Origin of the sequence: Wolbachia endosymbiont of Onchocerca gibsoni (assembly GCF_029169405.1) — a bacterium.
Lineage (GTDB): Bacteria > Pseudomonadota > Alphaproteobacteria > Rickettsiales > Anaplasmataceae > Wolbachia.
This window is the reverse complement of the sequence record NZ_JABUMP010000001.1, coordinates 481,617-507,193: the sequence shown is the minus strand read 5'-3', so window position 1 is coordinate 507,193 and position 25,577 is coordinate 481,617. Positions and strand designations below refer to the sequence as shown.

Annotated in this window: 23 protein-coding genes, 1 tRNA gene and 1 pseudogene; 17 read left to right on the top strand and 8 right to left on the bottom strand. The window is 32.0% G+C overall.

Annotated elements, in window-relative coordinates; genetic code table 11:
• A pseudogene (locus HSX44_RS01930) lies at positions 1-492 on the top strand (dihydrolipoyl dehydrogenase); the annotation flags it as partial.
• 464 nt (positions 493-956) lie between these two features.
• Positions 957-1,991, top strand: a complete 1,035-nt coding sequence (locus HSX44_RS01925; protein WP_275602069.1) for a UDP-N-acetylglucosamine--N-acetylmuramyl-(pentapeptide) pyrophosphoryl-undecaprenol N-acetylglucosamine transferase — start codon at positions 957-959, stop codon at positions 1,989-1,991.
• On the opposite strand, the gene gshB is transcribed toward HSX44_RS01925, so the two are convergent.
• Together gshB and HSX44_RS01915 are read right to left on the bottom strand one after the other, a co-directional pair.
• On the bottom strand, positions 1,979-2,917 hold the full coding sequence (gene gshB / locus HSX44_RS01920) for a glutathione synthase (protein WP_275602068.1): 939 nt from the start codon (positions 2,915-2,917) through the stop codon (positions 1,979-1,981). The genes HSX44_RS01925 and gshB overlap by 13 nt on opposite strands.
• A gap of 49 nt (positions 2,918-2,966) precedes the next feature.
• On the bottom strand, positions 2,967-3,560 hold the full coding sequence (locus HSX44_RS01915; protein WP_275602067.1) for a BON domain-containing protein: 594 nt from the start codon (positions 3,558-3,560) through the stop codon (positions 2,967-2,969).
• Between the two features lie 293 nt (positions 3,561-3,853).
• Here HSX44_RS01915 and HSX44_RS01910 point away from each other — a divergent pair.
• From HSX44_RS01910 to lon, 5 genes are all read left to right on the top strand, one after another.
• Positions 3,854-3,935: transfer RNA gene (locus HSX44_RS01910), tRNA-Leu, on the top strand.
• 152 nt (positions 3,936-4,087) lie between these two features.
• A complete protein-coding gene (gene tig / locus HSX44_RS01905) occupies positions 4,088-5,431 on the top strand; it encodes a trigger factor (RefSeq protein WP_275602066.1) in 1,344 nt (447 codons plus the stop codon).
• A 10-nt stretch (positions 5,432-5,441) separates the two neighbouring features.
• Positions 5,442-6,041, top strand: a complete 600-nt coding sequence (gene clpP, locus HSX44_RS01900) for an ATP-dependent Clp endopeptidase proteolytic subunit ClpP (RefSeq protein WP_014869237.1) — start codon at positions 5,442-5,444, stop codon at positions 6,039-6,041.
• 11 nt (positions 6,042-6,052) lie between these two features.
• Entirely contained in the window at positions 6,053-7,330 is a 1,278-nt protein-coding gene (clpX, locus tag HSX44_RS01895; RefSeq protein WP_275602065.1) for an ATP-dependent Clp protease ATP-binding subunit ClpX, read from the top strand.
• 14 nt (positions 7,331-7,344) lie between these two features.
• Complete coding sequence (gene lon, locus HSX44_RS01890) at positions 7,345-9,804, top strand: endopeptidase La (protein WP_275602064.1); 2,460 nt, start codon at positions 7,345-7,347, stop codon at positions 9,802-9,804.
• Between the two features lie 601 nt (positions 9,805-10,405).
• Here the strand turns inward: lon and HSX44_RS01885 are convergent.
• Positions 10,406-10,567, bottom strand: coding sequence for a hypothetical protein (locus HSX44_RS01885; RefSeq protein ID WP_275602439.1), 162 nt, complete (start codon positions 10,565-10,567; stop codon positions 10,406-10,408).
• On the opposite strand from HSX44_RS01885, the gene HSX44_RS01880 reads away from it, so the two are divergent.
• The 6 genes from HSX44_RS01880 (at position 10,491) to HSX44_RS01855 (ending at position 15,975) form a co-directional block, all read left to right on the top strand.
• Positions 10,491-11,468, top strand: a complete 978-nt coding sequence (locus tag HSX44_RS01880; RefSeq protein ID WP_275602415.1) for an AI-2E family transporter — start codon at positions 10,491-10,493, stop codon at positions 11,466-11,468. The two genes, HSX44_RS01885 and HSX44_RS01880, sit on opposite strands and share 77 nt — an antisense overlap.
• A gap of 122 nt (positions 11,469-11,590) precedes the next feature.
• Entirely contained in the window at positions 11,591-12,235 is a 645-nt protein-coding gene (locus HSX44_RS01875) for a DnaA ATPase domain-containing protein (RefSeq protein WP_338063365.1), read from the top strand.
• A 326-nt stretch (positions 12,236-12,561) separates the two neighbouring features.
• The gene (locus HSX44_RS01870; RefSeq protein WP_275602062.1) at positions 12,562-13,548 is read left to right on the top strand and encodes a tyrosine-type recombinase/integrase; all 987 of its coding nucleotides are present in this window, start codon (positions 12,562-12,564) and stop codon (positions 13,546-13,548) included.
• A gap of 193 nt (positions 13,549-13,741) precedes the next feature.
• Positions 13,742-14,347 (top strand): lysophospholipid acyltransferase family protein, encoded by a 606-nt coding sequence (locus HSX44_RS01865; protein ID WP_410543447.1) that lies wholly within the window; start codon positions 13,742-13,744, stop codon positions 14,345-14,347.
• Between the two features lie 29 nt (positions 14,348-14,376).
• Positions 14,377-14,646: a 30S ribosomal protein S20 gene (rpsT, locus tag HSX44_RS01860; protein WP_275602060.1), complete on the top strand. Its 270-nt coding sequence runs from the start codon at positions 14,377-14,379 to the stop codon at positions 14,644-14,646.
• Between the two features lie 78 nt (positions 14,647-14,724).
• Complete coding sequence (locus tag HSX44_RS01855) at positions 14,725-15,975, top strand: citrate synthase (RefSeq protein WP_275602059.1); 1,251 nt, start codon at positions 14,725-14,727, stop codon at positions 15,973-15,975.
• A gap of 70 nt (positions 15,976-16,045) precedes the next feature.
• Here the strand turns inward: HSX44_RS01855 and HSX44_RS01850 are convergent, their stop codons facing one another.
• From HSX44_RS01850 to HSX44_RS01840, 3 genes are read right to left on the bottom strand one after another with little or no spacing between them, the layout of a single operon-like run.
• The gene (locus HSX44_RS01850; protein ID WP_275602058.1) at positions 16,046-16,660 is read right to left on the bottom strand and encodes an SCO family protein; all 615 of its coding nucleotides are present in this window, start codon (positions 16,658-16,660) and stop codon (positions 16,046-16,048) included.
• A gap of 44 nt (positions 16,661-16,704) precedes the next feature.
• Entirely contained in the window at positions 16,705-17,400 is a 696-nt protein-coding gene (gene dnaQ / locus HSX44_RS01845; protein ID WP_275602057.1) for a DNA polymerase III subunit epsilon, read from the bottom strand.
• A gap of 18 nt (positions 17,401-17,418) precedes the next feature.
• The gene (locus HSX44_RS01840; protein WP_275602056.1) at positions 17,419-18,084 is read right to left on the bottom strand and encodes a Tim44/TimA family putative adaptor protein; all 666 of its coding nucleotides are present in this window, start codon (positions 18,082-18,084) and stop codon (positions 17,419-17,421) included.
• A 166-nt stretch (positions 18,085-18,250) separates the two neighbouring features.
• Between HSX44_RS01840 and secB the strand changes: the two genes are divergently transcribed.
• The 4 genes from secB to sucD all read left to right on the top strand — a co-directional run bounded on the left by secB (position 18,251) and on the right by sucD (position 21,219).
• Positions 18,251-18,754, top strand: a complete 504-nt coding sequence (gene secB, locus HSX44_RS01835) for a protein-export chaperone SecB (protein WP_275602055.1) — start codon at positions 18,251-18,253, stop codon at positions 18,752-18,754.
• 194 nt (positions 18,755-18,948) lie between these two features.
• Entirely contained in the window at positions 18,949-19,146 is a 198-nt protein-coding gene (locus HSX44_RS01830) for a 30S ribosomal protein S21 (protein WP_275602054.1), read from the top strand.
• Between the two features lie 30 nt (positions 19,147-19,176).
• Positions 19,177-20,337, top strand: coding sequence for an ADP-forming succinate--CoA ligase subunit beta (gene sucC, locus HSX44_RS01825; RefSeq protein WP_275602053.1), 1,161 nt, complete (start codon positions 19,177-19,179; stop codon positions 20,335-20,337).
• A gap of 3 nt (positions 20,338-20,340) precedes the next feature.
• Entirely contained in the window at positions 20,341-21,219 is an 879-nt protein-coding gene (gene sucD, locus HSX44_RS01820) for a succinate--CoA ligase subunit alpha (protein ID WP_275602052.1), read from the top strand.
• Between the two features lie 7 nt (positions 21,220-21,226).
• Here sucD and dapF read toward each other — a convergent pair whose 3' ends face one another.
• The gene (gene dapF, locus HSX44_RS01815; protein ID WP_275602051.1) at positions 21,227-22,021 is read right to left on the bottom strand and encodes a diaminopimelate epimerase; all 795 of its coding nucleotides are present in this window, start codon (positions 22,019-22,021) and stop codon (positions 21,227-21,229) included.
• A 1,119-nt stretch (positions 22,022-23,140) separates the two neighbouring features.
• On the bottom strand, positions 23,141-23,704 hold the full coding sequence (locus tag HSX44_RS01810; protein ID WP_275602414.1) for a nitroreductase family protein: 564 nt from the start codon (positions 23,702-23,704) through the stop codon (positions 23,141-23,143).
• Positions 23,705-25,577 lie beyond the last annotated feature (1,873 nt).

Below are 25,577 nucleotides of genomic sequence, written 5' to 3'. Positions count from 1 at the left end.
GAACCGAATGTATATGCAATAGGTGACGTAGCTGGCCCGCCATGTTTAGCACATAAAGCAAGTCGTGAAGCTATGGTTTGCGTTGAAAAGATTGCTGGTAAAGATGTCCACGTATTAAAAAAAGAGTGCGTACCAAATTGTACTTACTCTTATCCGCAAATAGCGAGTGTTGGTCTAACTGAGGAACAAGCAATCAAAGATGGATATGATATAAAGATAGGGAAATTTCATTCTAATTTTAGCAGTAAATCTATTGTGCTCGGCGAGACTGATGGGTTAGTGAAAACAGTGATAGATAAAAGAACAGGTGAGCTCCTTGGAGCTCACCTGTTAGGAGCAGAAGTAACAGAGTTAATTAGCAGTTTTGTCCTTGCAAAGCAGATAGAAGTAACAGATCTTGATATAAAATCTACGATTTTTCCTCACCCAACTATTTCGGAAATGATGCATGAGTCAGTACTTGCTGCAGATAATGAGTCGCTGAATAGTTGAGTTAATGTTCCGTTGCTTTAGAGCTGAAAGTCCTTAAACGGAAGATTTCTATGTACTTTAGTTATGACTGATTGATTATCAGAGTTAGGTCTCTATCGTCTTTCTTTTAGCTCTTCAGCTCTGCTACTTTCACTTTAAGCTTTATTTTTAGATTAAGATATTCCTGAGCTTTTTCCTGTATTATCTAAATCTTGTTACTTCAGTTAGTGTTTTCCATTTTTATGCTGTTCCTACTGAGGTAGATCAACATCTAAATTAAAAATACTTTTATTGTGTTTTTAGCAATCCGATAAATCTTCTCTGTTTTGTTTTCTATTCTCGAGGTTTATTTTTTTGTTAATTTCTTTTTTACTATTGTTGTTAAGTACTTTTCTTCCTATCTTTCTATTATAAAGCCTAATAAAATTCTACGTGCAAATTATTAAATTATAGTTAATAATCTAGTATCAATGTACTATACACAGATGGATGTTATCCTCGCAACAGGCGGAACAGGTGGACACATTTTCCCAGCTATGACCTTGGCAAAAGCACTAAAATTGCAAGGGTACAGTTGTATATTGTTTACTAATAAAAAAATAGATAAAAATACAGATATAGAAAGCTATACCCTGCCATTATGTAAGCCAAGTAATAATAGATTTAAATTTTTCTTTTTATTAACATATAGCTTTGTGTTAGCACTGTATCAAATAAAAAAACTAAAGCCAAAGCTAGTTGTTGGTTTTGGTAGCTATGCCTCTTTTCCAACTCTTCTTGCTGCAAAAATTCTCTCTATACCTATAATTTTACATGAACAAAATACAGTTTTAGGAAGAGTAAATAGATTTTTTCTCAATAGTGCAGAGTTGATCGCAACTAGCTTTCCGGAAACTAAATATGTAGAGAACAATAGATGTATTTTTACAGGAAATTTTGTTTATATAAAAGCGCAGGGCTATTATCACATTCATTCTGAAGAGAACTTGAATATATTAGTGATAGCAGCTAGTCAGGGTGCAAGTTTTTTTGACGATGTAATAAGTGACGTAGTTTGTAATTTGCCTATTAAAGTGAAAGAGAAGCTTAGAGTAACACAGCAATGTACGAAAAAAAATATCAGTAAGGTCAAAGACTTGTATGAAAGTGAAAAAGTCAGTAGTGAATTAAGTGAGTTTTTTGATGACATAGAAAGTAGATTAGCAAGTGCTCATTTGGTAATTAGCAGAGCAGGGGCAACTTCAATAGCAGAGATCACTCTTGCTAAGCGTCCTGCTATATATATTCCTTACCCTTACTCAAAAGATGGTCATCAATTTTACAACGCAAAATATATTGAGAATTTGGGAGCAGCTGTGATAATTGAGCAAGATAGTGAAACGAAAAAAAATCTAAGAAAGTTACTAGTTGATTTATTAGGAAATTCTCAGAAATTGTGTGATATGGCTAATAATACTAAAAAATCAAGAATAAAAAATGGAGTTGATGAATTTATTAAGATAATAGCTCAAAAATTTTGATGACGAGTATGGATGCCTGCTTTTTCTTCAAATATATCCCATAACCTTTTTTCTAATGCTATATTATATAGCTTATTGATGTAAACTACGCCTGTAGGTGAGGTTGTGTTAATCTCAAGGAGAAAATTATCTATAATGTCAATGCCAACGAATATTAACCCTCTTTTCTTTAGTTCAGGGCCAATTTTATTACAAATTTCATTATCTCTGTCACTCATTTCAGCTGGTAGAAAACTTGCTCCAAGTTGTAAGTTTGTTCTGATTTCTTCACTGACTCTTGGGACTCGTTTCATTACTCCAATTGGTTGGCCATCCAGTAATAATATTCTTTTATCTTTATCTATATTTTTACAAAATGCTTGCGCAATTATAGGGCATTTATATTTTGAAATCATTAGTTCCACTATTACTTGAATATTACTTTCATCTCTTACTCTCATTACGTCGTTTCCTCCATAGCTATACAATGGCTTCAGAATAATGTTTTTGTCATGATTATGGTAAAAATTCCTAATCATTGATGTATTTTCAGTGATTAAAGTCGGCAAAGTTAATTCTGGAAATAATAAGGTGATTAATTTTTCAGAACAATTTCTTATCTCTGTTGGATTGTTTATTACTAAAGCACTGGCTTTCTCTAAAATATAAGTGGTTGTAATGTAACGCATATCAAAAGGTGGATTCTGTCTAATAAATATGATTTCTATTTCATTTAAGTTAATTATTACGTCTTTTCTAAAGGTAAAACTAGAGTCATCAGCACTAACTTTCTGAGCAAGAGCGATTGGCTGGTTTAGATTTAATGCTAAATTACTAGGAACATAGATGAAAATTTCGTGTTTTCTCCTTTGTGCTTCCTTTATTAGTGCAAATGTAGTATCAGTTTCAAAGTTTATATTTTCATCCATTTGAAAAGCAACTCTCATTTATATATTTTTTTTAAAATAAAACTACCATTTAAAAACTAAGCTTCCATTAACGTCGTAACTTGCTATGTCTATGACGTACATAACTTACAACTTGCTTTACTCCTTTAACTTTTCTTGCAATTGCTATTACGGCTTTTAGTTCTGCTTTATTCTGAGCTATACCCATTAAATAAACAGTTCCATCAACTGTGTTAACACTGTAATTAATTGATTTGATATTTCTTTTCCCTAAAAACCTTGTTCTTATTTCTGTTGTTATCATACCATCTATAATAGAGTCAAGTATGGAAATTGTTTGAATTGGTGTTACCCTTATTTCATTTATTACCTCTTTAACTTCTTTTTCCTGCCAAGCTATTTTTTCTGCTGTAAGTTGCTTTTCGGGCGTATCGACATTCCCAATAAGCAGTACTCTTCCTTCACTTACTTTAACTTTTATAGGTGAAAATAATCCATGCTTTAAGAGCTCCTTATTGATTCTGATTATTATAGTTGTATCGTCGACAATATTTCCTAAAGATTTATCTTGCATTGCTACTGCTGTCGCTGTAGTAGCTACTACACCACTTATTATAAGGGTTGTGCATCCACTCTGTGTAATTAAAAAGATTGCAAGTAGAAAATTTGCTATCAGTCTCATTATTGATTTTTAGGGTTTAGAGTTTTTGTTAAAAGATATTAATAAGCTTTTTTGATTATGTAAATACCATAAATTGAGTAAGATTTTAGATCTTGAGTATTTTAACGTAGTACTATAATGTTAGTTTGAAGTAATTTAGGTTTGCTTAAGTAGATTGATAGGTGGAATTGATTAGAGTATTATAAGGTTGTTATTCTAATTTTGTAACACTGGGTGTAATCTTCAAGATGAGTTCTATCATAAGATAACAGAAATAGATTTGTGGTATAGTTATAAGTTACTGAAAAATTTTTGCGGATATGGCGGAATTGGTAGACGTGCCAGGTTTAGGTCTTGGTGATCTTGTTCATGGGGGTTCAAGTCCCTCTATCCGCACTTACATAACTTAGGTTCTAAAAAAAAGTTTATAATCACTAAATATGCTTTTGTTTCTATAAAAAACCTGTTCTTAAAGATTGTATTTAACTTAAATTCTGATAAAATAACTTTGTTAAAGTGTGAATTAAAATACTTATAAGTAGATTATAATGTCTAGTAGTATACCTCAAAGTACAGTTAAAATAGGTGTATCAGATAGTATTTATACTTATAGAGAATTAGGTATAGATAAACTTAAGCATGAGTATGAAATTACGGTAAGCAGTGATTGTATAAGACAGAAAATGGGTTTTAGATTACAAGAAATAGCTAAAAGTGCAAAATTGCCTGGATTTCGGTCTGGCAAGATGCCTTATGATCTCGTTGTTACGAATTATAAAAGCGAAGCTTTAGAATATGCAGTAAACAATACGATTGATTATTGCTCTAGTGATTTGATGGAAAAAATTGGAGTTAAATCTCATGTTTATCCTAAAATTGATATTATATCATTACCAAATCTAGACAAAAAAGATGAAAAGGACAGTTTTGTATATAAACTATCTTTTGAGTCAATGCCAGAGGTACCATCGATAGATCTTGATAAAATAAATTTGAAGAGAATTGAGGCAAAAATCGAAGAGGAAGACATAAGAGAATTTATTGACTCTATAAAGGCAAAATTTCCTGATTTTGTCTCTGTTAATGATGTTTCTTATCAGGCAAAAAATGGAGATAAATTAATAATTGACTTTAAAGGGCGAATTAGAAATAAGCTTTTTAGAGGTGGAAGTGATAAGAACTTTAAGGTGATTTTAGGTTCCGGAACATTTATTAACGGTTTTGAAGATCAATTGATTGGCATGAGAAAAGGAGAAACAAAAAGCTTTAAGTTAAAATTTCCTGAAGATTACCAAGTAATTTCTCTTGCAGGACAGGAAAGTAATTTTTCTGTTCTAGTTAATGATATTCAAATTATTCGAGGTTTTAGAAGTAATGATGAAATAGCTAAAAAAATGGGTTTTGAGAATTATTCGTTACTAAAAAAATATGCTAAAAAAGTAATCAGTGATCAGTGTAAAGAGATGGGAGATCTATTGATTAAAAAGGAGCTGTTTGATTGTTTAGATGCTGGTTATAGCTTTGGGTTACCTACGGAAGTGGTGAAACAGGAACAACAGAGAGTAAAAAAGGAATTGAACTCTGAGGACGATTCTTGTAAAGAGGCTGAAAGGCGTGTAAAGCTTGCAGTGTTATTTATGAAGTTTAGTACAGAACATAAAATATCATTAACTCAGAATGATATTCTGAATGTTGTTATGAATCAGTATGTTAATAAAAATATGCCGTTTGATAAAATAGTGAAGCATTTTAGGTCAAATAGGCAGTTTCAATGGTTGGTTAAAGGACAAGCTCTTGAGCATAAAGTTACAGATTATATAATGGAAAAGGTTAATAAAAAAGAGCAAGTTGTTTCTGTAAAAGAATTAAAGGAATTGTTTGATAATATCTAGTGAGAAGGGTATGACTCTTATACCAATTGTAATTGAGCAAACTAGTCGTGGTGAGCGTGCTTATGACATATATTCGAGATTAGTAAAAGAAAGAATAATTTTTGTAACTGGGCCTATTGAAGACAGCATGGCTAGCGTAATAGTGGCACAGCTTTTATTTTTGGAGTCAGAAAACCCTGACAAGGATATTTATATGTATATTAACTCACCAGGTGGTATTGTAACTGCTGGTTTATCAATCTATGATACGATGCAGTATATAAAGCCTGATGTTTCGACCCTGTGCATAGGTCAAGCTGCATCTATGGGTTCTTTACTACTTGCAGCTGGTACAAAAGGTAAGCGTTATTCTTTGCCACATTCAAGAATTATGATACATCAACCATCTGGTGGTTACCAAGGTCAAGCAACCGACATAGAAATACATGCTAATGAGATTCTACGAGTTAAGAAGAAGCTGAATCAGATCTATGAAAAACATACTGGAAATTCACTAAAGAAAATTGAAGAAATGATGGAGAGAGATAAATTCATGGATTCTGAAGAAGCCAAGAAAATTGGATTGGTTGATAAAGTAATGGCTGAGCGTGAAGATATTAAAGTTGAGTAGAGGGTGAATTAATGGATAATAATAATGATTTACATCGTTGTTCTTTTTGTAATAAAGCACAAAATGAAGTAGATAAATTAATTACTAATTCTTCAGATAGCTTAAAAGTGTTTATTTGTAATGAGTGCATAGAGTTATCTCATAAGGCAATAAGTCAAAAAAAAGGAGGGCCTTTTAATTCAGATTATATGTCTGATGTGAAGTTATTATTAAAGAAACCTGAAGACATAAAAAATTTTCTTAGCAAACATGTTGTGGGTCAAGAGCATGCACAACATGTTTTATCTGTGGCTATGTATAACCATTGTCAATCCATGGCACAAATTCACTCTATAAGTGACATTGAGATTGAAAAATCGAATGTAATGCTCATTGGTCCCACTGGTTCTGGTAAAACTTTGTTAGCTAAGACACTTGCTAAAGTCTCGGATGTGCCGTTTGCTATGGCTGATGCGACAACTTTAACGGAAGCAGGTTATGTAGGTGATGATGTAGAAAGTGTGTTGTCACGTTTGTTGCAAGCTGCAAACTATGATGTTACAAAAGCACAGCGTGGTATAGTATTTATAGATGAAATAGATAAGATTACAAGGAAATCTGAAAGCACTTCAATAACGCGTGATGTTTCAGGTGAAGGAGTGCAGCAAGCTCTGCTTAAGATTATGGAAGGTACAGTCGCTTATGTTCCACCGCATGGGGGACGTAAACATCCACAACAAGAACTTATACAAGTGGATACTAATAATATATTGTTTATTTGTGGAGGAGCTTTTGAAGGTCTAGATAAAATTATTGAAGCAAGGAAAAGAGGAACATCAGTTGGCTTTGGAGCGGATATTAGTCATTCTAGGGAGCAAAGGAAAAAGAATGTTTTACATGATGTTCAACCTGAAGATTTGATCAAATTTGGTTTAATACCGGAGTTCGTAGGGCGGGTTCAAATAACTGCTGTTTTAGATGAGTTAGATCATGAAGATTTAGTACATGTACTAATAGAGCCAAGAAATGCACTAATAAAACAGTACAAGGCATTACTTGCATTTAGCAAAGTAACCCTTGAGTTTACAGACGAAGCAATATCAGCTATTGCTGAAAAGGCTATAAGTTATAAGACAGGTGCAAGAATGTTGCGTGCTATTTTAGAGTCACTTTTGCTTGATGTTATGTATACAGCTGGAAATGGAGGTTTTGAAGGTAGTACAATAGTGATTACTAAGGAAATGGTAGAGCTAGGAAAAGCAGTGATTAATCGCAGTAATAAAGGTAATATTATAACAGTTAATGATTAGTTTGGGGTAGTGTTATGAGCGTTGAATGTACTGTAGACTCTGTTTTTGTTACATTGCCAGTATTGCCTTTAAGAGACGTAGTAGTTTTTCCAAGTATGATGGTTCCTTTATTTATAGGTAGGGAAAGATCTATCAATGCGTTAGAGCGTGCTATTGATAATAGTAGTCGCCAAAATGAGATTTTTCTTGTGACACAACGAGATGGTTCTATTGATAACCCGGAACCACAAGACCTTTATGAGGTAGGTGTGCTAGCAAATATTGTACAATCATTAATAAGACTACCTGATAATGCAGTAAAGGTTGTAGTTCAAGGAGTAAACAGAGGAAGAGTTTTAGAATATATCGACTCTCATACTTTATTACAGGCTAAAGTAGAGTTGAGTAGTTACTATGAGTGTGAAGATGATGAAGATAATGTTGATCTAGAGGCTTTGAGGCGCTCTGTTATAAACGCATTTGATAGCTGGTGTAAACTAAACAAGAAAAATCATCCTGAAGTTGTTGTTAGTCCAATTGAACAAATCAAAAAGCTTGATCAGCTTGTAGACACGATAGTTTCGTACTTAAACATAAAAGCATCAGATAAACAAAGCATACTTGAGACTTATAGTACAGTAGAGCGTTTAAGAAAAACTTTTACTTTTATTGAAAGAGAAATAAGTATTTTGGATGCACAAAACCGTTTGTGTAAAACAATTAAATCACAAGTTGAGAGCACTCAGAAAGCCTACTATCTTAATGAACAATTGAAAGCTATACAGAAAGAATTAGGTGAATTTGAGAATGGAGAAGAAGGAAGTACAGTAAATGAATTTGAGAAAAAGATAAATGAAACAAAGCTTTCTCAGGAAGCAAAAGAAAAGGCTATAACTGAGTTGAAGAGATATAGGAAAATGAACCCTGTTTCTCCTGAAGCTACAGTTATATCTAATTATCTGTATTGGTTGCTTGATCTGCCATGGGGAAAGCATAAAGATATAAAAATTAACTTAAATGCAGCAAAGAAAATCTTAGACGAGAATCATTATGGTATAGAGAAGGTAAAAGATAGGATAATAGAATTTTTAGCAGTATTGAAGAGAGTAAAAGAGATAAAAGGTCCTATACTTTGTCTAGTTGGACCACCTGGCGTTGGTAAAACTTCTTTAGCTAAATCTATAGCAAGGGCGGTAGGTAGGGATTTTGTTCGCATTGCTCTTGGTGGTGTACGTGATGAATCTGAAATACGTGGCCATAGAAAAACATATATTGGTTCGATGCCTGGCAAAATCATCCAACACATGAAAAAAGCTAATTCGTGCAACCCGCTCTTTTTACTTGATGAGATAGATAAAATGGGCTCTGATTCGCGTGACGATCCTGCATCTGCGTTGCTTGAGGTTTTGGATACAGAACACAATAAGCACTTTACAGACCATTATTTAGAAGTTGAGTTTGATCTTTCAAGTGTAATGTTTGTAGCTACAGCAAACAGCTTAAATTTGCCATATCCTTTGCGTGATAGAATGGAAATTATACAATTGTCTGGTTATACTGAAGATGAAAAAATTAATATTGCTAGATACTATCTGATTCCTAAATTGAAAAAAGAGCACGGTTTACGTCAGAAGGAATGGAGTATAACTGATGATGCACTGTGTGAGTTGATACGTTTATACACACGTGAAAGCGGTGTGCGTAGTATGGAAAGGGAGCTTGCGAAGCTTATGAGGAAAGCTGTTAAGAAGATATTAACTGATAAAAGTAGGGAAATATCTGTAAGAGTTGACAATTTACAAGATTATTTAGGAATACGTAAGTATACCTTTGGTATTGCAGAAAATGAGAGTTTAGTAGGTGTAGTAACTGGACTTGCTTACACTGAAACAGGTGGTGATATTTTAATGATAGAGTCAGTTCTGATTCCTGGTAAGGGAGAAATAAAATACACGGGAAAACTTGGAGAGGTGATGCAGGAATCTATAAAAGCTGCATATAGTTATGTTCGTTCAAATTGTCTGTTTTTTGGTATAGAACCTGAAAAATTTCAAAGTAACGATATACATTTGCATATACCTGAAGGTGCTGTGCCAAAGGATGGGCCTTCTGCTGGTAGTGCAGTATGTACGTCTATTGTTTCTCTTATGACAAGCATACCAGTTGACAAAAGTGTTGCTATGACAGGTGAAGTGACATTACGTGGTAGAGTTTTAGCTATTGGAGGCTTAAGAGAAAAGTTGCTTGCAGCACTCAGAGGATCAATTAAGACTGTAGTTATACCTAGCGAAAACGAGAAAGATATACAAGAAATTCCAGCAAAGATTAAGGAAAAGATCAATATAGTTCTTGCCAAGAATATTGATGAGGTCATAAAGGTTGCTTTGATACGACCCACCATTCCAATTGAAGGAAATACTGGAAACAGCACACCATCTTCTTCTATAGAAAATAGAGGCGATAGTTTTCCTGAATTAAAAACACTAAAGCATTAGGCCTTTGTCTGCATAGCTTTATCATTCCATAATAAGTTTCAAGTAGCTATAGAAACAGAACACTAAAAACTCCTTAACAAGTTTTGCCAGCTTTCTTATTATTATAATGAAAGTATTACGTAATCGATATCCTGTTTGATTTCTGGTATTATGTGTACCTTACGTTTTTACAACCTTTCTAAGGTTTTACCTATATAAGCTGAAATGAGCTTTTAAAGCATTTAAGGTAGTATAGAATGCCAATTTATAGAATTAGAGAGAGCTACTAAAGGGTCTTACCTGCCTTCTTTTCTAACTTAGTAAGTTTTATAAATATTTATATAACTAAGAGTTAATTATTTTTATTAAAAAAAAGTAGTTATTTATCCTTTTCTGGATTATATAGGAAGTCGATTATAATATAACTAAATCAGTTTAGGTTTACTAAATGTGAGAAAACGATATGGTAGAATATAATATTTTAAAGACTTAATCCATTATAATCTTTCTAAAATAGTTCTATCAAATGTAATTGATAATAAATTGCAAAATACCTTTGAGGTGAGTAAAATAAACTGTGTATTTTTTTATAAATTGACTACGCCAAAAGCATGCAAAAGCTTCATATATCCATTTGTCTTGCACTACCTCCTATAATTGGCACGTTATTCTTAGTGTACCCTATGATTTTTCCATGCTTAATATCTATTGTTGTAGCATACTTATTCAATCCGCTAGTAGTAAAGTTTGAAAAGCATAAAATACCGCGCCTATATTCTGTCATTTTTATAATATTTGTGCTACTGCTGGTTCTTGCATTAGTTGTTACATTTGTTTTACCTATTATATATGTTCAAATTACTTCGATATTAAATTTTTTAATCAGTAAAGCACCTTTCTTAAACCTTAAAGGTATCCAATCTGCATTAGAGTTTCTTAATATAAAAGTAGGAGATGGTTTGTTTGATCACTTATCTGAAAATCTAGTAAAAAATTGCGGCGATTATATATCTTATTCTATAAACGCTTTTGGTATTATAGGTAATTTTATTGTCCAGGTGTTAAGCTCGAGCTTCAACTTAATTCATGTAGTATCATTGGTAGTAATTATTCCGATAATGTTTTTCTATATATTGCGTGATTGGCCTCTAATTATAATAAAAATTAGTGAATTAGTTCCTGTTCCTTATAAAGAAAAAGTTGCAGNTTTTTTTTCAAAAGTAGATTTTATTATACTTAATTACCTAAAAGGGCAGGTAAACATATGCGTTGTTATGATGGCCTTTTATTCTATAGGTCTTAGTATAATCGGGTTGAAACATCCTATTGCTATTGGAATTTTATCAGGAACATTAACATTTATACCTTATATAGGGCCATTAATATATACTATTATTGGGTTTTTGAGTGCTATTGCTCAATTCAGTGGGTGGTTCAAAAGCGCTGCTGTTTTAGTATTATTTAGTGTTGGACAGTTAATAGATGCGAACATACTAATTCCTTTATTAATAGGGAAAAAAGTTCATATATATCCAGCTGTAATTATCCTTGGAGTAACTACATGTGCTTCATATTTTGGGTTGATAGGTATATTACTTTTTATTCCAATAATAGCGATTATTAATGTATCAATAAGATATGCAATAGATGTATATCTTCAAAGTGAGTTTTATAAGGGTGGTTAGCAGATTTTTTATATAACTTATGATAATGAAGAAGATGGACTTTAAAATATTATTTGTACATGACAAGAATAAGCAAATTTTAACACAAAACTCACTGTCAGAGGTGTANGATTATGTTTAGTATGCAATTAAATTTATTTAGCAATAATCAAACTGATTATAGTTGGCAAAATTTTATTATTTTAGGTGAAAATAAGCATGTGTACAATTCAGTAATTGATGATCTGTCCTGGAAATGTATGATTCTTTTTGGACCTAAAGGTTCTGGTAAGACTCATCTTGCTCACATCTGGCAATCGATAAATAATGCAATTTTTATCAATGTAAATGATTTTGTAAATGAGATGAGATATAGCGATGCTTTTATTTTAGAAGATGTACAAAATGTTCAAGATCAAGCAATGTTGTTACATTGTTACAACTATATGAAAGAAAATAACAAAAGACTACTTATTACTTCTTCATCTTCACCAAAAANACTTAATTTAAAATTAAAAGATTTAAGTTCTCGTGTACTATCAACTACCAGTGTGAAAATTCCACCTGCAAGTGAAGAACTGTTACGAATTATGTTGGTAAAACGATTTTCAGATAAACAACTGAGGGTTAATTTAAGAGTGATTGATTATATTTTAGCAAGAATAGAACGTTCTTTTCATAGTGTTAATAAAATTATGGAGAGAATAGATAATGAATCTATGGGATCAAACATTACCATTCCTTTTGTTAGTACTTTACTAAAAAAAAGCAATTATCATATATATTAAGAATTAATTAACATCTATGCTCCAGTAAATGAGCCACCATTTAATCACATTAGTGCTATAAAAAATTATTATTTTTGATATAGATATAATTAAATATGATCAAGGGATAGTATATTATGGTAGTTTATAAGGTATTTTCTATAGATTTGAATGTTATAATTTAACTATGGTAAAAGTAAGATCAAGTCTGAAAAAAAAATTAAGACGAAAGTTTATTGTACTTATAATATTAGTAAATGCTTTATTTATCTCGTATTTCCTAATAAAAAATATGAGTAACATTTCTGATCAAACTGTAGTCAAAGAAATAAATATAGAGGCTAATAATGCAGAATAAAAAGTTGCAGGGTAAAAAAGGAAACCTTTATATAATGTATTATATAGATGCTTTGGTATCAAAAAGATTTGCTATGCAAAATACTTTAGAAAGTTATTGCTCAGATTTACTTCAACTTGAGAGTTTTTTATTTAAAAGTGGTGCTACTTTAGTTAGTGCAAGCAAAGCTAATATTAAAGATTATGTTAGATATTTAAGTACACAAAAGAAATATAAAAGTAGTTCTATATCAAGAAAAATATCTGTTATGAAAAATTTTTATAAGTGCATATTTAATGATAGAATAATAGACTTCAATCCAGCCCCGGCTAGTGATGATGAATTAAAAAATCCAAGAGTTTCTCGTCCTTTACCAAAGTATTTGAGTGTTGGGGAAATGCTTTTACTAATGAACACAGTCAGAAAATCAGTAAGCAGATCAAATAAAGAGATAAGCAATAGGAGATTATGTGCCATTTTAGATATCCTTTACTCTTCTGGTATGCGTATTACTGAACTGATTAATATAAAGTTATGTGAAGTGTTACATTTAGTAAACAATAGTGATAAAGAATGTTATATAATCATAAAAGGAAAAAGTGGTAAAGAAAGAAGAATCCTTTTTAATGAGCAAGCACTAAAAAGCCTTAAAAATTATTTATTAGTTCGTCACAACCTAATACTTGGAGATAAGGAATCTGATTGGTTATTTCCAGGTAATAAACCTAATAGGCCGATTACAAGGCAGAGAATCGGTCAATTAATTAAGGAATTGGCGAGAAAATGTAATATTAATGAGAGTAAAATCTCTCCGCATGTAATTAGGCATTCTTTTGCTACTCATTTACTCGATAGTGGAGCAAGCATTACACTGATACAAAAAGTTCTTGGTCATACTAACCTTTCTACAACACAAATATATACTCATATTACTAATAAAGAATTGAAAGCTGAATTAGCTGATTTACATCCTATTACTCAGGTAATCAATAGTTAAACTTGTTGTTTTAAGTTTGTAGTAGAGTTAGACTTAAATAAATTCATCTAGATTTGTGACTTCAAGTTTGTTATTTAATTTTTTTCTTATATTATGGGAGGTGCTTTATACTTCAGTTACTCTTCCTATACTCTTTTTTCCTACACATATAGTAACTATTTTTCTTACCTTCTCAATAAAGATTGTATTATACATGCTTCGTTTACTATGTGGTGTTGAATATGAAATTAGGGGAATGGAAAACGTTCCAAAGCAGCCCTTTATAATAGCTTCTAAGCATCAATCTCCGTTCGAGACATTTATTTTTATGCTTTTATTTAGAAATGCAGTTTTTGTTTTGAAACGTGAACTGAAATGGATTCCATTTATTGGCTTGCACCTCATGGCACTTGGAATGATTTTTATCAATCGTTCAGATGGTATCAGTTCTATACGCTATATTGTTAAGTTAGCTAAGTTACGTGTGAAAGAAAATAGGAACATAATCATATTTCCTGAAGGCACCAGAACAGTTGTAAAGCAAAAGACGAAATATCAATCAGGGGTAGTTGCTTTATATAGTGTATTATCTGTTCCTGTATTACCAGTTGCTTTAAATACTGGTTTATTTTGGCCAAAGAGCATACTTTCTATGAAAAAAAATCCTGGAAAAGCAGTAATAGAAATATTGCCTCCAATATATCCTGGATTAAGCAAAGGCGAATTCTTGAAAAATTTAAAAAAAACTATTGAAGGAAAAAGTAGTAAATTGGCCACAAGAAAACTGGTATTGCAAATTACTGAAAAGCATTTACAATAAAAAAAATACAGTGTTTTAGGTGTTAATATATGGCAAATCATAAGAGTGCTAAAAAAATGGTAAAGGTAACAGTAAAACGCACTTTAGTAAATAAAATTCGTAAAAGCAAAACTCGCACTGCTATTAAAAAATTAGTTGATATAATTAAGTCTGGTGATAAAGAAAATGTCATTTTAGCATTTCGAAACGCTGAATCTAATTTGCATAAGTGTGTAAATAAAGGTGTTCTTCATAAGAATACTGCTGCACGTAAAATAAGTCGCTTGAATGCAAAAGTAAAAGCATTAATGACTGTTTAATGCGATTAATCTAAAGTTAACCAAGTTATATACACTTTTTAGTTTGCATGCTTTATATAAAATTTGATAGACCGGGTTATGGATAAAAAAGCGTTATTAGAATTAAACAATGGGTTAAAGGTTGAGCTACCCATATTAAGTGGAACAATAGGCCCTGATGTGTTAAATATTAAGGATTTATATAAGGCAACAGGGCTATTCACTTATGATCCAGGGTTTATTTCCACATCTTCGTGTTCTTCTGCAATTACATTTATTGATGGAGATAAAGGAGTCCTTAGATATAGGGGACATGATGTAGCTGATTTGACAGAGAATAATGATTTTACTGCTGTAATTTATCTATTACTTTATGGTAAATTACCTAGTTCAAATCAACACAGAACGTTTCTTCTAAAAATAAAAGAGTTATCTAAAGTGCCGGAACAGGTTATTGATGTAATTAAAGCATTTCCAAAAACTGCTCATCCTATGTCAATTTTGATTGCATGTTTTGCAAGTTTGTCAGCATTGTACTACGAAAAACATGGTACTAATATTAATAATAAAGACCTGAATTTTGGAATCTCTGCAATAGCGCAGATTCCTGTAATTGTTGCAATGATATATAGGTATATCAACGATCAGGCATTTATAAATACCAATAATGAATTAAACTATAGTGAAAATTTCTTGAAGATGATGTTCGGCGATGCTTTTAATAACGATAAGGGCACTCTTTTTGCAAGAGCTTTGGATAAAATATTTACTCTTCATGCTGACCATGAGCAAAATGCTTCTACAACGGCTGTCAGATTGGTAGGATCTGCCGGTTCTAATTTATTAGCGAGTCTATCTGCAGGAGTTGCTACACTTTGGGGACCAGCACATGGTGGTGCTAATGAGGCAACTATAAACATGTTAGAAGAAATAAGACAAAGTGGAGATATAGATAAATTTATTGAAAAAGCTAGAGATGATAAAGATCCATTTAGATTGATGGGGTTTGGACATCGTATTTATAAAAATTACGATCCACGTGCACGCATATTAAAAGATACTTGTGATGAGATTTTAGATAAGCTTGAACAAAATAATGAACTACTTAAGGTTGCAAAGAAACTTGGGGAAACAGCTTTAAAGGATGAGTATTTTATTGTGCGTAAGTTGTATCCTAATGTTGATTTTTACTCAGGCATAATAATGAATGCTATTAATATTCCTTCAAATATGTTCACGCCTATTTTTGCCCTTTCAAGAACCACTGGATGGGTTACTCAATGGTATGAAATGATGAGTGACAGGGAAACTAAGGTTTATAGACCAAGACAACTCTATATCGGTAAATGAACCTATTTATACCTCTAATTTTAAATATTAATTATCTTGAACTTAGTGTGCAATTTTAAGTAAGAGAATTTTACGGTTCATTTATATGTTTCTTAATTTCAGCTACGATCTTATCGGATTGACTTTCGTCTGAGTTTAGGTCAGCTACAAAGTGCGTAGCATATTTTCCTCCAGGGCCAATGAGATATATTATCGAAGAGTGGTTAATTTCCTCTTCTTCACCAATTTTGCTAGTGTATACCTTATAACTCGTGATTACCTCATCTATTTTTTCTCTTTCACCAGTTAACATTTGTATTCTATGGTCAAATTGCTGTTGGAATTCTTTAAGTTTTTCTGTATTATCCCGTTCAGGGTCAACTGTTATAAAAAATGTTTGTAGCTTTTTATTGATTTTCTCATCTAGTTTTGCAAGTACCTCTGAAATTATTCCAAGATTCATGGGACAAATCTTTTTGCATGAAGAAAACCCGAAAAAAATCATCATATATTTATCTTTAAAATCATTACTGCGTATAATTTGATTATCTTGATTAACCAGAACAAAATCTCTCCCTATTTTAACTTCTGCTTTGTGAATAACTGTTGGAGCAAATATGCCTTTTTTGGTGAAATAACAATAACTAAGAAAAATAACTGCTAATACTATTAGTATGGTAGATGATAATCTTACAAACTTTATCATTAGAACACCTTAAATAAAATAAGATTATATCCTTATTAGCTAACTTATTCAATATGTTCTTTCCAAAGTGGGTTGTTAATTTTATCCAATAGTTTTCTATGTTCATTAATTTCTTCATTGCTTGGTGAGTGTTTCCTACTAGATAAATCACGTATTTTACGGTAAATGACTGTGGAATTATTATCTTTCTTGCACTGATTATCAAATAAGAAAGTTTGTAACCCTCCTGTAAGCTCAACATAAACTTTTGCAAGCAGCTGAGCATCAATTAGTGCTCCGTGTAATTCTCTGTCCTTTAGTGATATATTAAAACGCTTACATAATGCACTTAAAGATGCGGGTGAACCTGCAAACTTTTTTCTTGCAAGTGGCAATGTATCCAACACTCTGTCCGAAGAAATTAATCCGGTATTTAGTTTACTAAGTTCCATATTAAGAAACTTAATATCAAATTCAGCGTTATGAATTATCAAAATATCAGTAGATATAAAGTCAAGAAATTCAAGTACGACATCTGAAAATAATGGCTTATCTTCCAAAAATTCTTCACTAATGCCATGAATCTTAAATGAGTGATAAGGTACATCCCTTTCTGGGTTAAAATACTGATGGAATACTTTGCCTGTTGGGACTCGGTTAATCAATTCTATACACCCTATTTCAATAATCCGGTGGCCAAATTCAATATCAAGGCCTGTAGTTTCAATATCAAGTACTATTTCACGCAGCTTACTTTTCATGATTAATTTTAAACAATACTAGCCTTGTTTACCATCTGTTATTAGAACATTATCATGATTGTCTTTATTGTAGTTAATAGAAACAAGCAGCCAGCTTGGATCTGATGAGTTGATGTTTTTTTTGAATTGCCACATATCCTCAACTCTATTGATCGTTGATGTGCTACCTGATACAATATTCCCATTATCATCCTTAACAAAATTAATTTGCTCTGAAAGAAAATACACTGTGATAAACACTACGTTTTTCACTAGTTTTATTTCTAAAATCTTTTGTGAAGTAATGGAAACAATTATAGATTCATGTGTTTCCTTACGATGTCTAATTTTCTCTGCAAAGTTATTATATAAGCCTTTATCTAAGAGAGGTTTTAGCTTAGGTAGATTCCCCTGATTAAAATACTTTATTATTAGTTCAAAAGCTATACTTGAACCTTCCATAAAATGGGAAATGGAGAAATCTTTATTTTTTTGTAATATTTGTTTGTAAGTGGCTTTTATTGAGTTTTTGTCGTTACTATTGATGTAGTCTTCAATGTCTTCTGCTACGTCTTTGTTACTCTGGCTTATATCAAGTACATTAGTTAATTTTCTTAAGTTTGAGTTTGTTAACCTTCCTAAAGAGTTATATAATCGCGAAAAAATGAATGCCGCTAATAAAGCATATATTACAAGCTCTATCATAGTAATTCAACTCCTTAGCATGTAAAATACCTGAACATTATTAATTATTAATAAAAGTGTGCTTGTTCTATGTCAATCTGCGATTTGGATTTACTATTCATCTATAAATGACTATATTGTAGAAGAAAACGTTAAATACTTCAACTTAATTATGGAGGCGTAAGAAATGTCACAGTACAAAATAAAAATTCATGGCCAATATATTAAGGATCTATCGTTTGAAAACCCGAATTCACCATTCCTTTCTTTAAAGGAAGCTCCCAGTATTAATGTAATGGTTAATGTCAATTCAGTGAAGTTGAAAGGAGCTGAAAGTAACGAAGAAAATGATGAAGAAAAATCTTTCCATGAAGTTACTTTACATATAGAAGTCAAAGCAGTGATAGAGAGTGAAAGTATGAAAGATGGTGTTGCTTTTATTTGTGAAACGAAATACTGTGGTATTTTTTCAATAGAAAACTCAGCAAAGCTAAGTGCAGAGGGGGTTAGGCAAGCTTTATTTATAGGTGGGCCTACTTTTCTTTTTCCTTTTGCAAGGGAAATAATTGCACGGGTTACAAGTAGTGGTGGGTTTCCTTCTCTTATATTGGATCCTATAGATTTTGAAGCTATGTATAAACAACAGAGTCAACAACAAAAAGATACCGTAAGTAATGAGAATTTTAACTAATATTGGCCTATCCTTGTTGTTCCAATGTGAGATAGTTTTGTACACAGTAAGTTAAAAGACTTTGGTGTTCTTAGTAGTCAGAATTTAATGTTCAATTATGTTATAACTTAACGCTTGAGTTTATAAAATAATTGACAATGTTAATTTTCTAATTTACAAGTAGGTTTTTGAGGTAATTATCCAAGGGGTAGAGTTTGATTGAAGTATCCGTTCATTATGGTGATGTAAGTAGGGCTTTTCCAATATTAAAAAAAACAATTCAGAAAGAAGGAAGAGGGGTAAAAATAAAAAAACAATATCATGAAAAGAAATCAGAAGTAAGAGCTAAAAAGAAAGCTGAAGTTAAAAAAAAAAGGCGCCAACAAGAGAGTAGAAGACAACGTTATGGTTGATAATTTTTAATAGTTTATATTGGTTGTTTTATGAATGTTCATGAATATCAAGCAAAAGAGATCTTACGCAAATTTAATGTTCCAGTGTTAAGCGGTTTTGTTACTACATCTGCAGAAGGAATAGAGACTAAAATAAATCAACTGAAGTCTGATATACTTGTAGTTAAAGCTCAGATTCATGCAGGTGGAAGGGGCAAAGCTGGCGGTATAAGACTGGCAAAGTCAACTGAAGAAGCTCAACAGCTTGTAAAGGATATGATTGGTATGACTTTGCTAACTCATCAAACAGGGCCAAGTGGGCGGCAAGTAAAAAGGGTTTACATTGAAGAGGGTTCAACTATTAAGAAAGAGTATTATTTAGGTTTAGTAGTTGATCCAAAACTCAGCAGGCCAACATTCATATTTTCTTCAGAAGGTGGTATGGATATTGAAAAAGTTGCGAAGAGCTCTCCTACGAAAATTGTGAAGCTCGATATTAGTCCTGCTTCTGGTTTTGCAAGTTTTGATAGTAAAAAGTTAAGCAGTAGTCTTAATTTAAGTCCAGAACAAATAAAAAAAATAACAAGTGTTGCAAAAAGTGTATATAATGCATTTATTGCAACCGACGCAAATCAAATAGAGATTAATCCACTAGCTGAAACGAATTCTAGAGATTTTGTTGCGCTCGATGCAAAAATTGATTTTGATGACAATGCCTTATACCGTCATCCAGAAATTGCGCAACTCCGTGATTATGATGAAGAAGTAAAAGAAGAAATAGAAGCCTCAAAACATGGGCTTAGTTATATAAAAATGGATGGCAATATTGGTTGCATGGTGAATGGTGCAGGTCTTGCTATGGCAACAATGGATATAATAAAGTACTACGGAGCAAAGCCAGCCAACTTTTTAGACGTTGGCGGTGGAGCAAATAAGGAAGCTGTTACCAAAGCATTTAGGATTATATTGTCTGATAGTAACGTAAGGGGAATTTTAGTTAACATATTTGGCGGGATAATGCGTTGTGATGTTGTTGCAAGTGGAATCGTTGAAGCTGTAAAAGGAATGAGTATTGGAGTTCCTCTAGTGGTTAGATTATCAGGTACTAATTTTAAAGAAGGAAAAAGAATTTTAGAGAAATCAGGGTTAAGTATTATTGCTACGGATGAGCTCGATGAAGCTGCACAGAAAATAGTAAAAGAGGTAAAGTAAAGCATGTCTATTTTGGTAAATAAAGATACAAGATTAATATGTCAGGGGTTTACTGGTGCACAGGGTACATTTCACTCAGAACAAGCAATTAGTTACGGAACAAAGATAGTTGGTGGTGTAACTCCTGGCAAAGGTGGAAGCACTCACCTTAATTTGCCAGTTTTTAATACTGTAGCGGAGGCTAAAGAAAAAACTGGTGCAAATGCTACAGTAATATATGTACCTGCTAGGTTTGCTGCTGACGCAATACTTGAAGCGATAAATGCAGAAATAGAACTAATAGTTTGTATTACAGAGGGCATTCCTATACTTGATATGGTAAAAGTTAAATATATGCTTGTAGGTTCAAAAAGTAGATTGATTGGGCCAAATTGTCCTGGGATTATTACGCCTGAGGAATGTAAAATAGGAATTATGCCGGGATATATTCACAAGCGTGGACACATAGGAATTATATCTCGTTCTGGAACTTTAACTTATGAAGCAGTAGCACAAACGACTACTGTTGGTCTTGGTCAATCAACATGCATTGGAATTGGAGGTGATCCTGTTCATGGAATGACGTTTGTTGATTGTATGGAACTGTTTTTGAAAGATGAAGATACCCATGGCATTGTAATTATTGGTGAAATAGGTGGGAACGAAGAAGAAGATGTGTCAAGTTTTGTAAAGGAAGAGAAAACTAAAAAGCCAATTGTTGGATTTGTAGCTGGTCAAACAGCACCTCCAGGAAAGCGCATGGGACACGCTGGGGCTATTATTTCTTCTAGTGGCGAAAGTGCTGCTGCAAAGTTAGAGGTTATGAAAAGTGCTAGAATTGCAATTGCAGAAACTCCAGCGGTGATTGGTAAAAAAATCTTGGAAGTAATGCATCAAGTTTAAAGTATTGTTATAGAAACCCTATATCACCAGCTACAAATACATTATTTACCCATTCGATTAGTAAGTTCCCTCCTGGTAAATTTACTGAAGTTTGCTTAGTAAGCAGATACTTACGAAGTACAGATGCAACAAATACTGCGCAAGCTGCGCTACTACATGAAGCAGTAATACCTGTACCTCTTTCCCAGACTCTCAAAGTTATTTCTCCAGACTTTTCAATTTGTGCAATACTAACATTAGTTTTTTTTGGAAAGAATGCATGATTTTCCAATTTTGGTCCCAAATTTAGTAATGGTATTGTACCTATATTATCGACAAAAAAGATTATATGAGGATTGCCAATATTTACTGCAACTGGATCCTTAAGCATCTCAAATTCTATAGGTAAGTGAAGAGTATTACATTCAATGGATAAAGGAATCTCATACCATTTAAACAAGGGCTTGCCCATATTAACCTTTATTAATTTGTTACCGACTTTAAAACACTCTAAAATACGCTTATTTACTAGCTCAATGGTAGAGTACTCAGTGCCTTTTTCTAACATTATTAAATATCCAACACAACGCGCTGCATTTCCACACATTTCAACTTTGCTACCATCAGAGTTATAAATGTGCATGAAGCAATCAGCTATACTAGAGTTAGTGATGACTATTACTTGATCGCAGCCATTTTGGTTGGCAATTTCCCTATAGCTCCATTCTAAATTGTTTGTTGAACGTGAGTCTATGATAACAAAGTTATTACCAGTACCATGCATTTTTACGTAGGGAATTTTGTCTGTTAAACTGCTCACCATTATAGCAAAGACTATATAAACAAAAATTTCTTTTCTGATTATAGCTATTTTATACGCTATAGTTTTTTATAGTGTAGATGCTAAGTTAATGTCAAGCAATAGTGAAATGCTCTTTCAGCTGAACTTAAGTTAGAATAGAAAAATTAGTAATGGACTAATTAAAGCAAAGCAGAGGTCCAAAATTAGCTTTCNCNNNCTCTTGACAAATTTGAAGCTATTTTCATCCTGGCAGTGTAACTTTCCTCTTGGTAATGTAGGTCCTTGTCAAGGATCTGCTTTCTAAAGATCCGATAGTACTAAAAAATATTTTAGATACTTTTGATCAACCTCAGTTTATTTGGTTTAAGGCGTAAGCAAAAATAACAATGACAAAGATTATTTATATAACTAAGTCAAGTTTTTCAAAAACAAGCAGCAAAACTTTAGTAAGACTTTGCAAAAAGGATTGAAAATTATTCTGCTATTATTCGATATAGAATCTCAAATGAACCATATCTAGAAGACTATTTAGCATTCAGAATCCTGATACTTACTAAGTAAACTATCAAGATGAAATCCAAAAATCATTTGTTTAATTTTTATAATCTTATTATCAGAAGCATTCACAATGTTGACTAAGAAACATTTGTAATTTCAATAGCAGTAGCTATACTGATCTCAGTGCTTTTGATGAACAAAATATTCTTTATTCATTCTATATATGCAAACCTTTTGCTTATCTTAAAGTAAACTTAGAGAAAATTTTCCTATCTGAGATACATTCATCCTTTTAAACAAACAAAGTAGAGCATTGAAATAAAGGTAAGTTAAAATCATATATGAGAATCATAAAAGTTTTTTAAGAAAAGTATAATATACCAGATTATATAAGATCCTTATTAAAGGATTTGATAACATTGCTATCTAAAAGTGCTGAAATACTATTTGAAGGCTTCCGTTTTTAATAAAATAATTGGCATTCTGCTATTTATAACTTTTGCGAAGATATATAAAGTAGCATGAATTATGAGTTTAAAAATAAATAACCTTTATGGAAATCTTGGCAAGAAGTTCAAGAAAGAAAAATGAGAAAACCTACTTACTAAACAACCCTGTTTTATAGCATTAACAGAAGAGTGGTCAAGTCAGTTCACTGGGCCACTCATCATAAAAGAATATTTCCTCTACTGGCCTTCTTTTTTTTTCCTTAACTTCAACACCTTCTTCTTCGTAACCAACCGCTATCACCGATGTTATATTAAAATCATTAGGTATATTAAATTTTTTTACTATTTTGTTTCTATCAAAGCCACCTACTTGATGTGCCATTAAGTTTGTAGATGCGGCCTGTAACATAAGTGCATAATTTGCTGCACCAGTGTCATGCTTAGCCCAAAAATTCTCCCCCTTATCCAGCTCTCGGAAATTTTTAGCACTTAATGATATAATTAATACTTGCGCATTTTTCGCCCATTTTTGATTGGATTCATTAAGGCAACTCAGTAATTTTTTCCATGAACTTTGATTACTCTGCTTATTACATATTACATATCTCCAAGGTTCATCACCAAAACATGAAGGAGAAAGCCGAGCTGCTTCTATCAGAGAATTGATCTCTTCCTGATTTACTACTTTATCCGGATCATATAAGCACCCGCTGTGTCTTATTTTCATCAACGTTAATAGATCTTGCGTATTTATCATTTTCATTTAAGTATATGAATTAACACATTGTAACACGATGTAAGCAAAATTTAAATTGCAGAATTCCATAAATATAATTAGTATAAACGTGTTTTATTTTGAGAAGTATGTTTATAACATAATCTAGCAGTAAATCGACATTATCAAAGTTTTCTCTTACATCTTGCTCTTATTTTTAATAAGTCAATATGCATACTTTTATAGCCTATGCCTTGTTAACACTGCAAAGTTTGAGAGTGACGTTTATCGGGCTTAAAATTCACCGCAAAACAGCATTTTATTCCATACTTGCGTACATATCACTTAATATGTAATAGGTTCCCATTTTTGTGAGTTTTCCCGTTAATTATTCCACTCTTCTTTGACCAACAACAGGTGGATATTTAGTTGGCCGTGTTTAGCTGCCGTTGCAATGATAAGCCAAAGTAAATGAATTGCTAAAGCTAAATGTGGATCACTTATACGCAATCCTTTTAGATGTTTAACTGGTACAGCTATAATTTTATATGTTACATTTATATAGGTCTGAAAAATACTAGTTTTCCCTCATTAAAAACCAGTTAATTATTATTCTAAGTTACTAAGATTTTTTATCAAATATTTAACTATTATCGATAGTGCCTCTTAGATTTAGGCTTGTACTGTTTGTAACCCAGTACTTAAAGTACTAACAGTTTCTTTATTTATATCTAGCGCTAACTTGTTAACGTTTTTTACATTATTTGCCATTTTGCTACTTTTTTCAAGTCTGTTACATACTTGTCAGTACTTATTTTAGCATAACAGATCGATATTCTCATAATCTAACCTATTGCTTTTCATTAGTCTTTTTTCTTGTATTGCTATAAGCATCATTCCTCTTCAAGGATTGAACTTTATTCTATAAATTATTATACATATAAACTACTCAAAATGTTGTTCAAAAATTTTAAACCAGCCTTCGACACTACACTACTTTCTCTTTAGGCTTATAAATACTAATTTATGATGTTTGGGTTAATGTTAAATACATGTCATGCTTCTCTATGAGGTTTAGAATTGTAATCTTGAGGAGAAACATTATTACACTTTCAAAAATCTTTCCTCTCTTTCCAAAGTGTATTTAGTCAACTTTACTAATTGATCTTGGTTGCTAAGGTTTCCCAATCACAGAGTAACATTCTTCTCGTAAGATAGCTTGTTAATAAATGTCTTTAAACTCTTTCGCAATCGAGATTATTTAGAAGTTTTGCTAATTGCTTATTATGTACGCTCTGAATGAAAATTTAGGGTTTTTCATCAATTATGGAATTAATTATAACTTTAACTTTTCTAGGATCGGTTAGATTTTGAGCTACCATTTGAGTTTACGGTAATCTAGCTTATCAATTAAGTCTCTTAATTTATCTTTCTCTAAAATGTTTACTAGAACTTAAATTTAGTAATTACTCAGTTCTTTAGGAAGAATGGTTAAATATTATTCAGCTAAATCTTTTGCTAGTTCTACAAGTTGATGATAGTCTATATTTTAAATAAGTACTCTGGACTGGTTTGCTTTCAAATTAGATCAGGTGTTTTTTATCTGATTTGGTTTCAATCCTTTAATAAAAGATAAGAGTTGATCTTCATTTAAATATAGAGAAATAATTTTCAGTTTTGTTTCGTTTAATTTCTAAACTAGATTTGTAGTCAGTGATTAACAATAATCTACCAAGCCTTGAACTGGTCGTCGGTTAAGCACTTTTCTATAGAGTTTATAATTGTTTGTCATTAGTATAGTAGTGTTAGTAAGAGTTTTTAGTTGTTTACCTATAGGACATTTTGTGAGAAATTTAATAAATGCACTTACTTGATGATAATATATCATCTAGTATATTAGATAGCATATGTATAT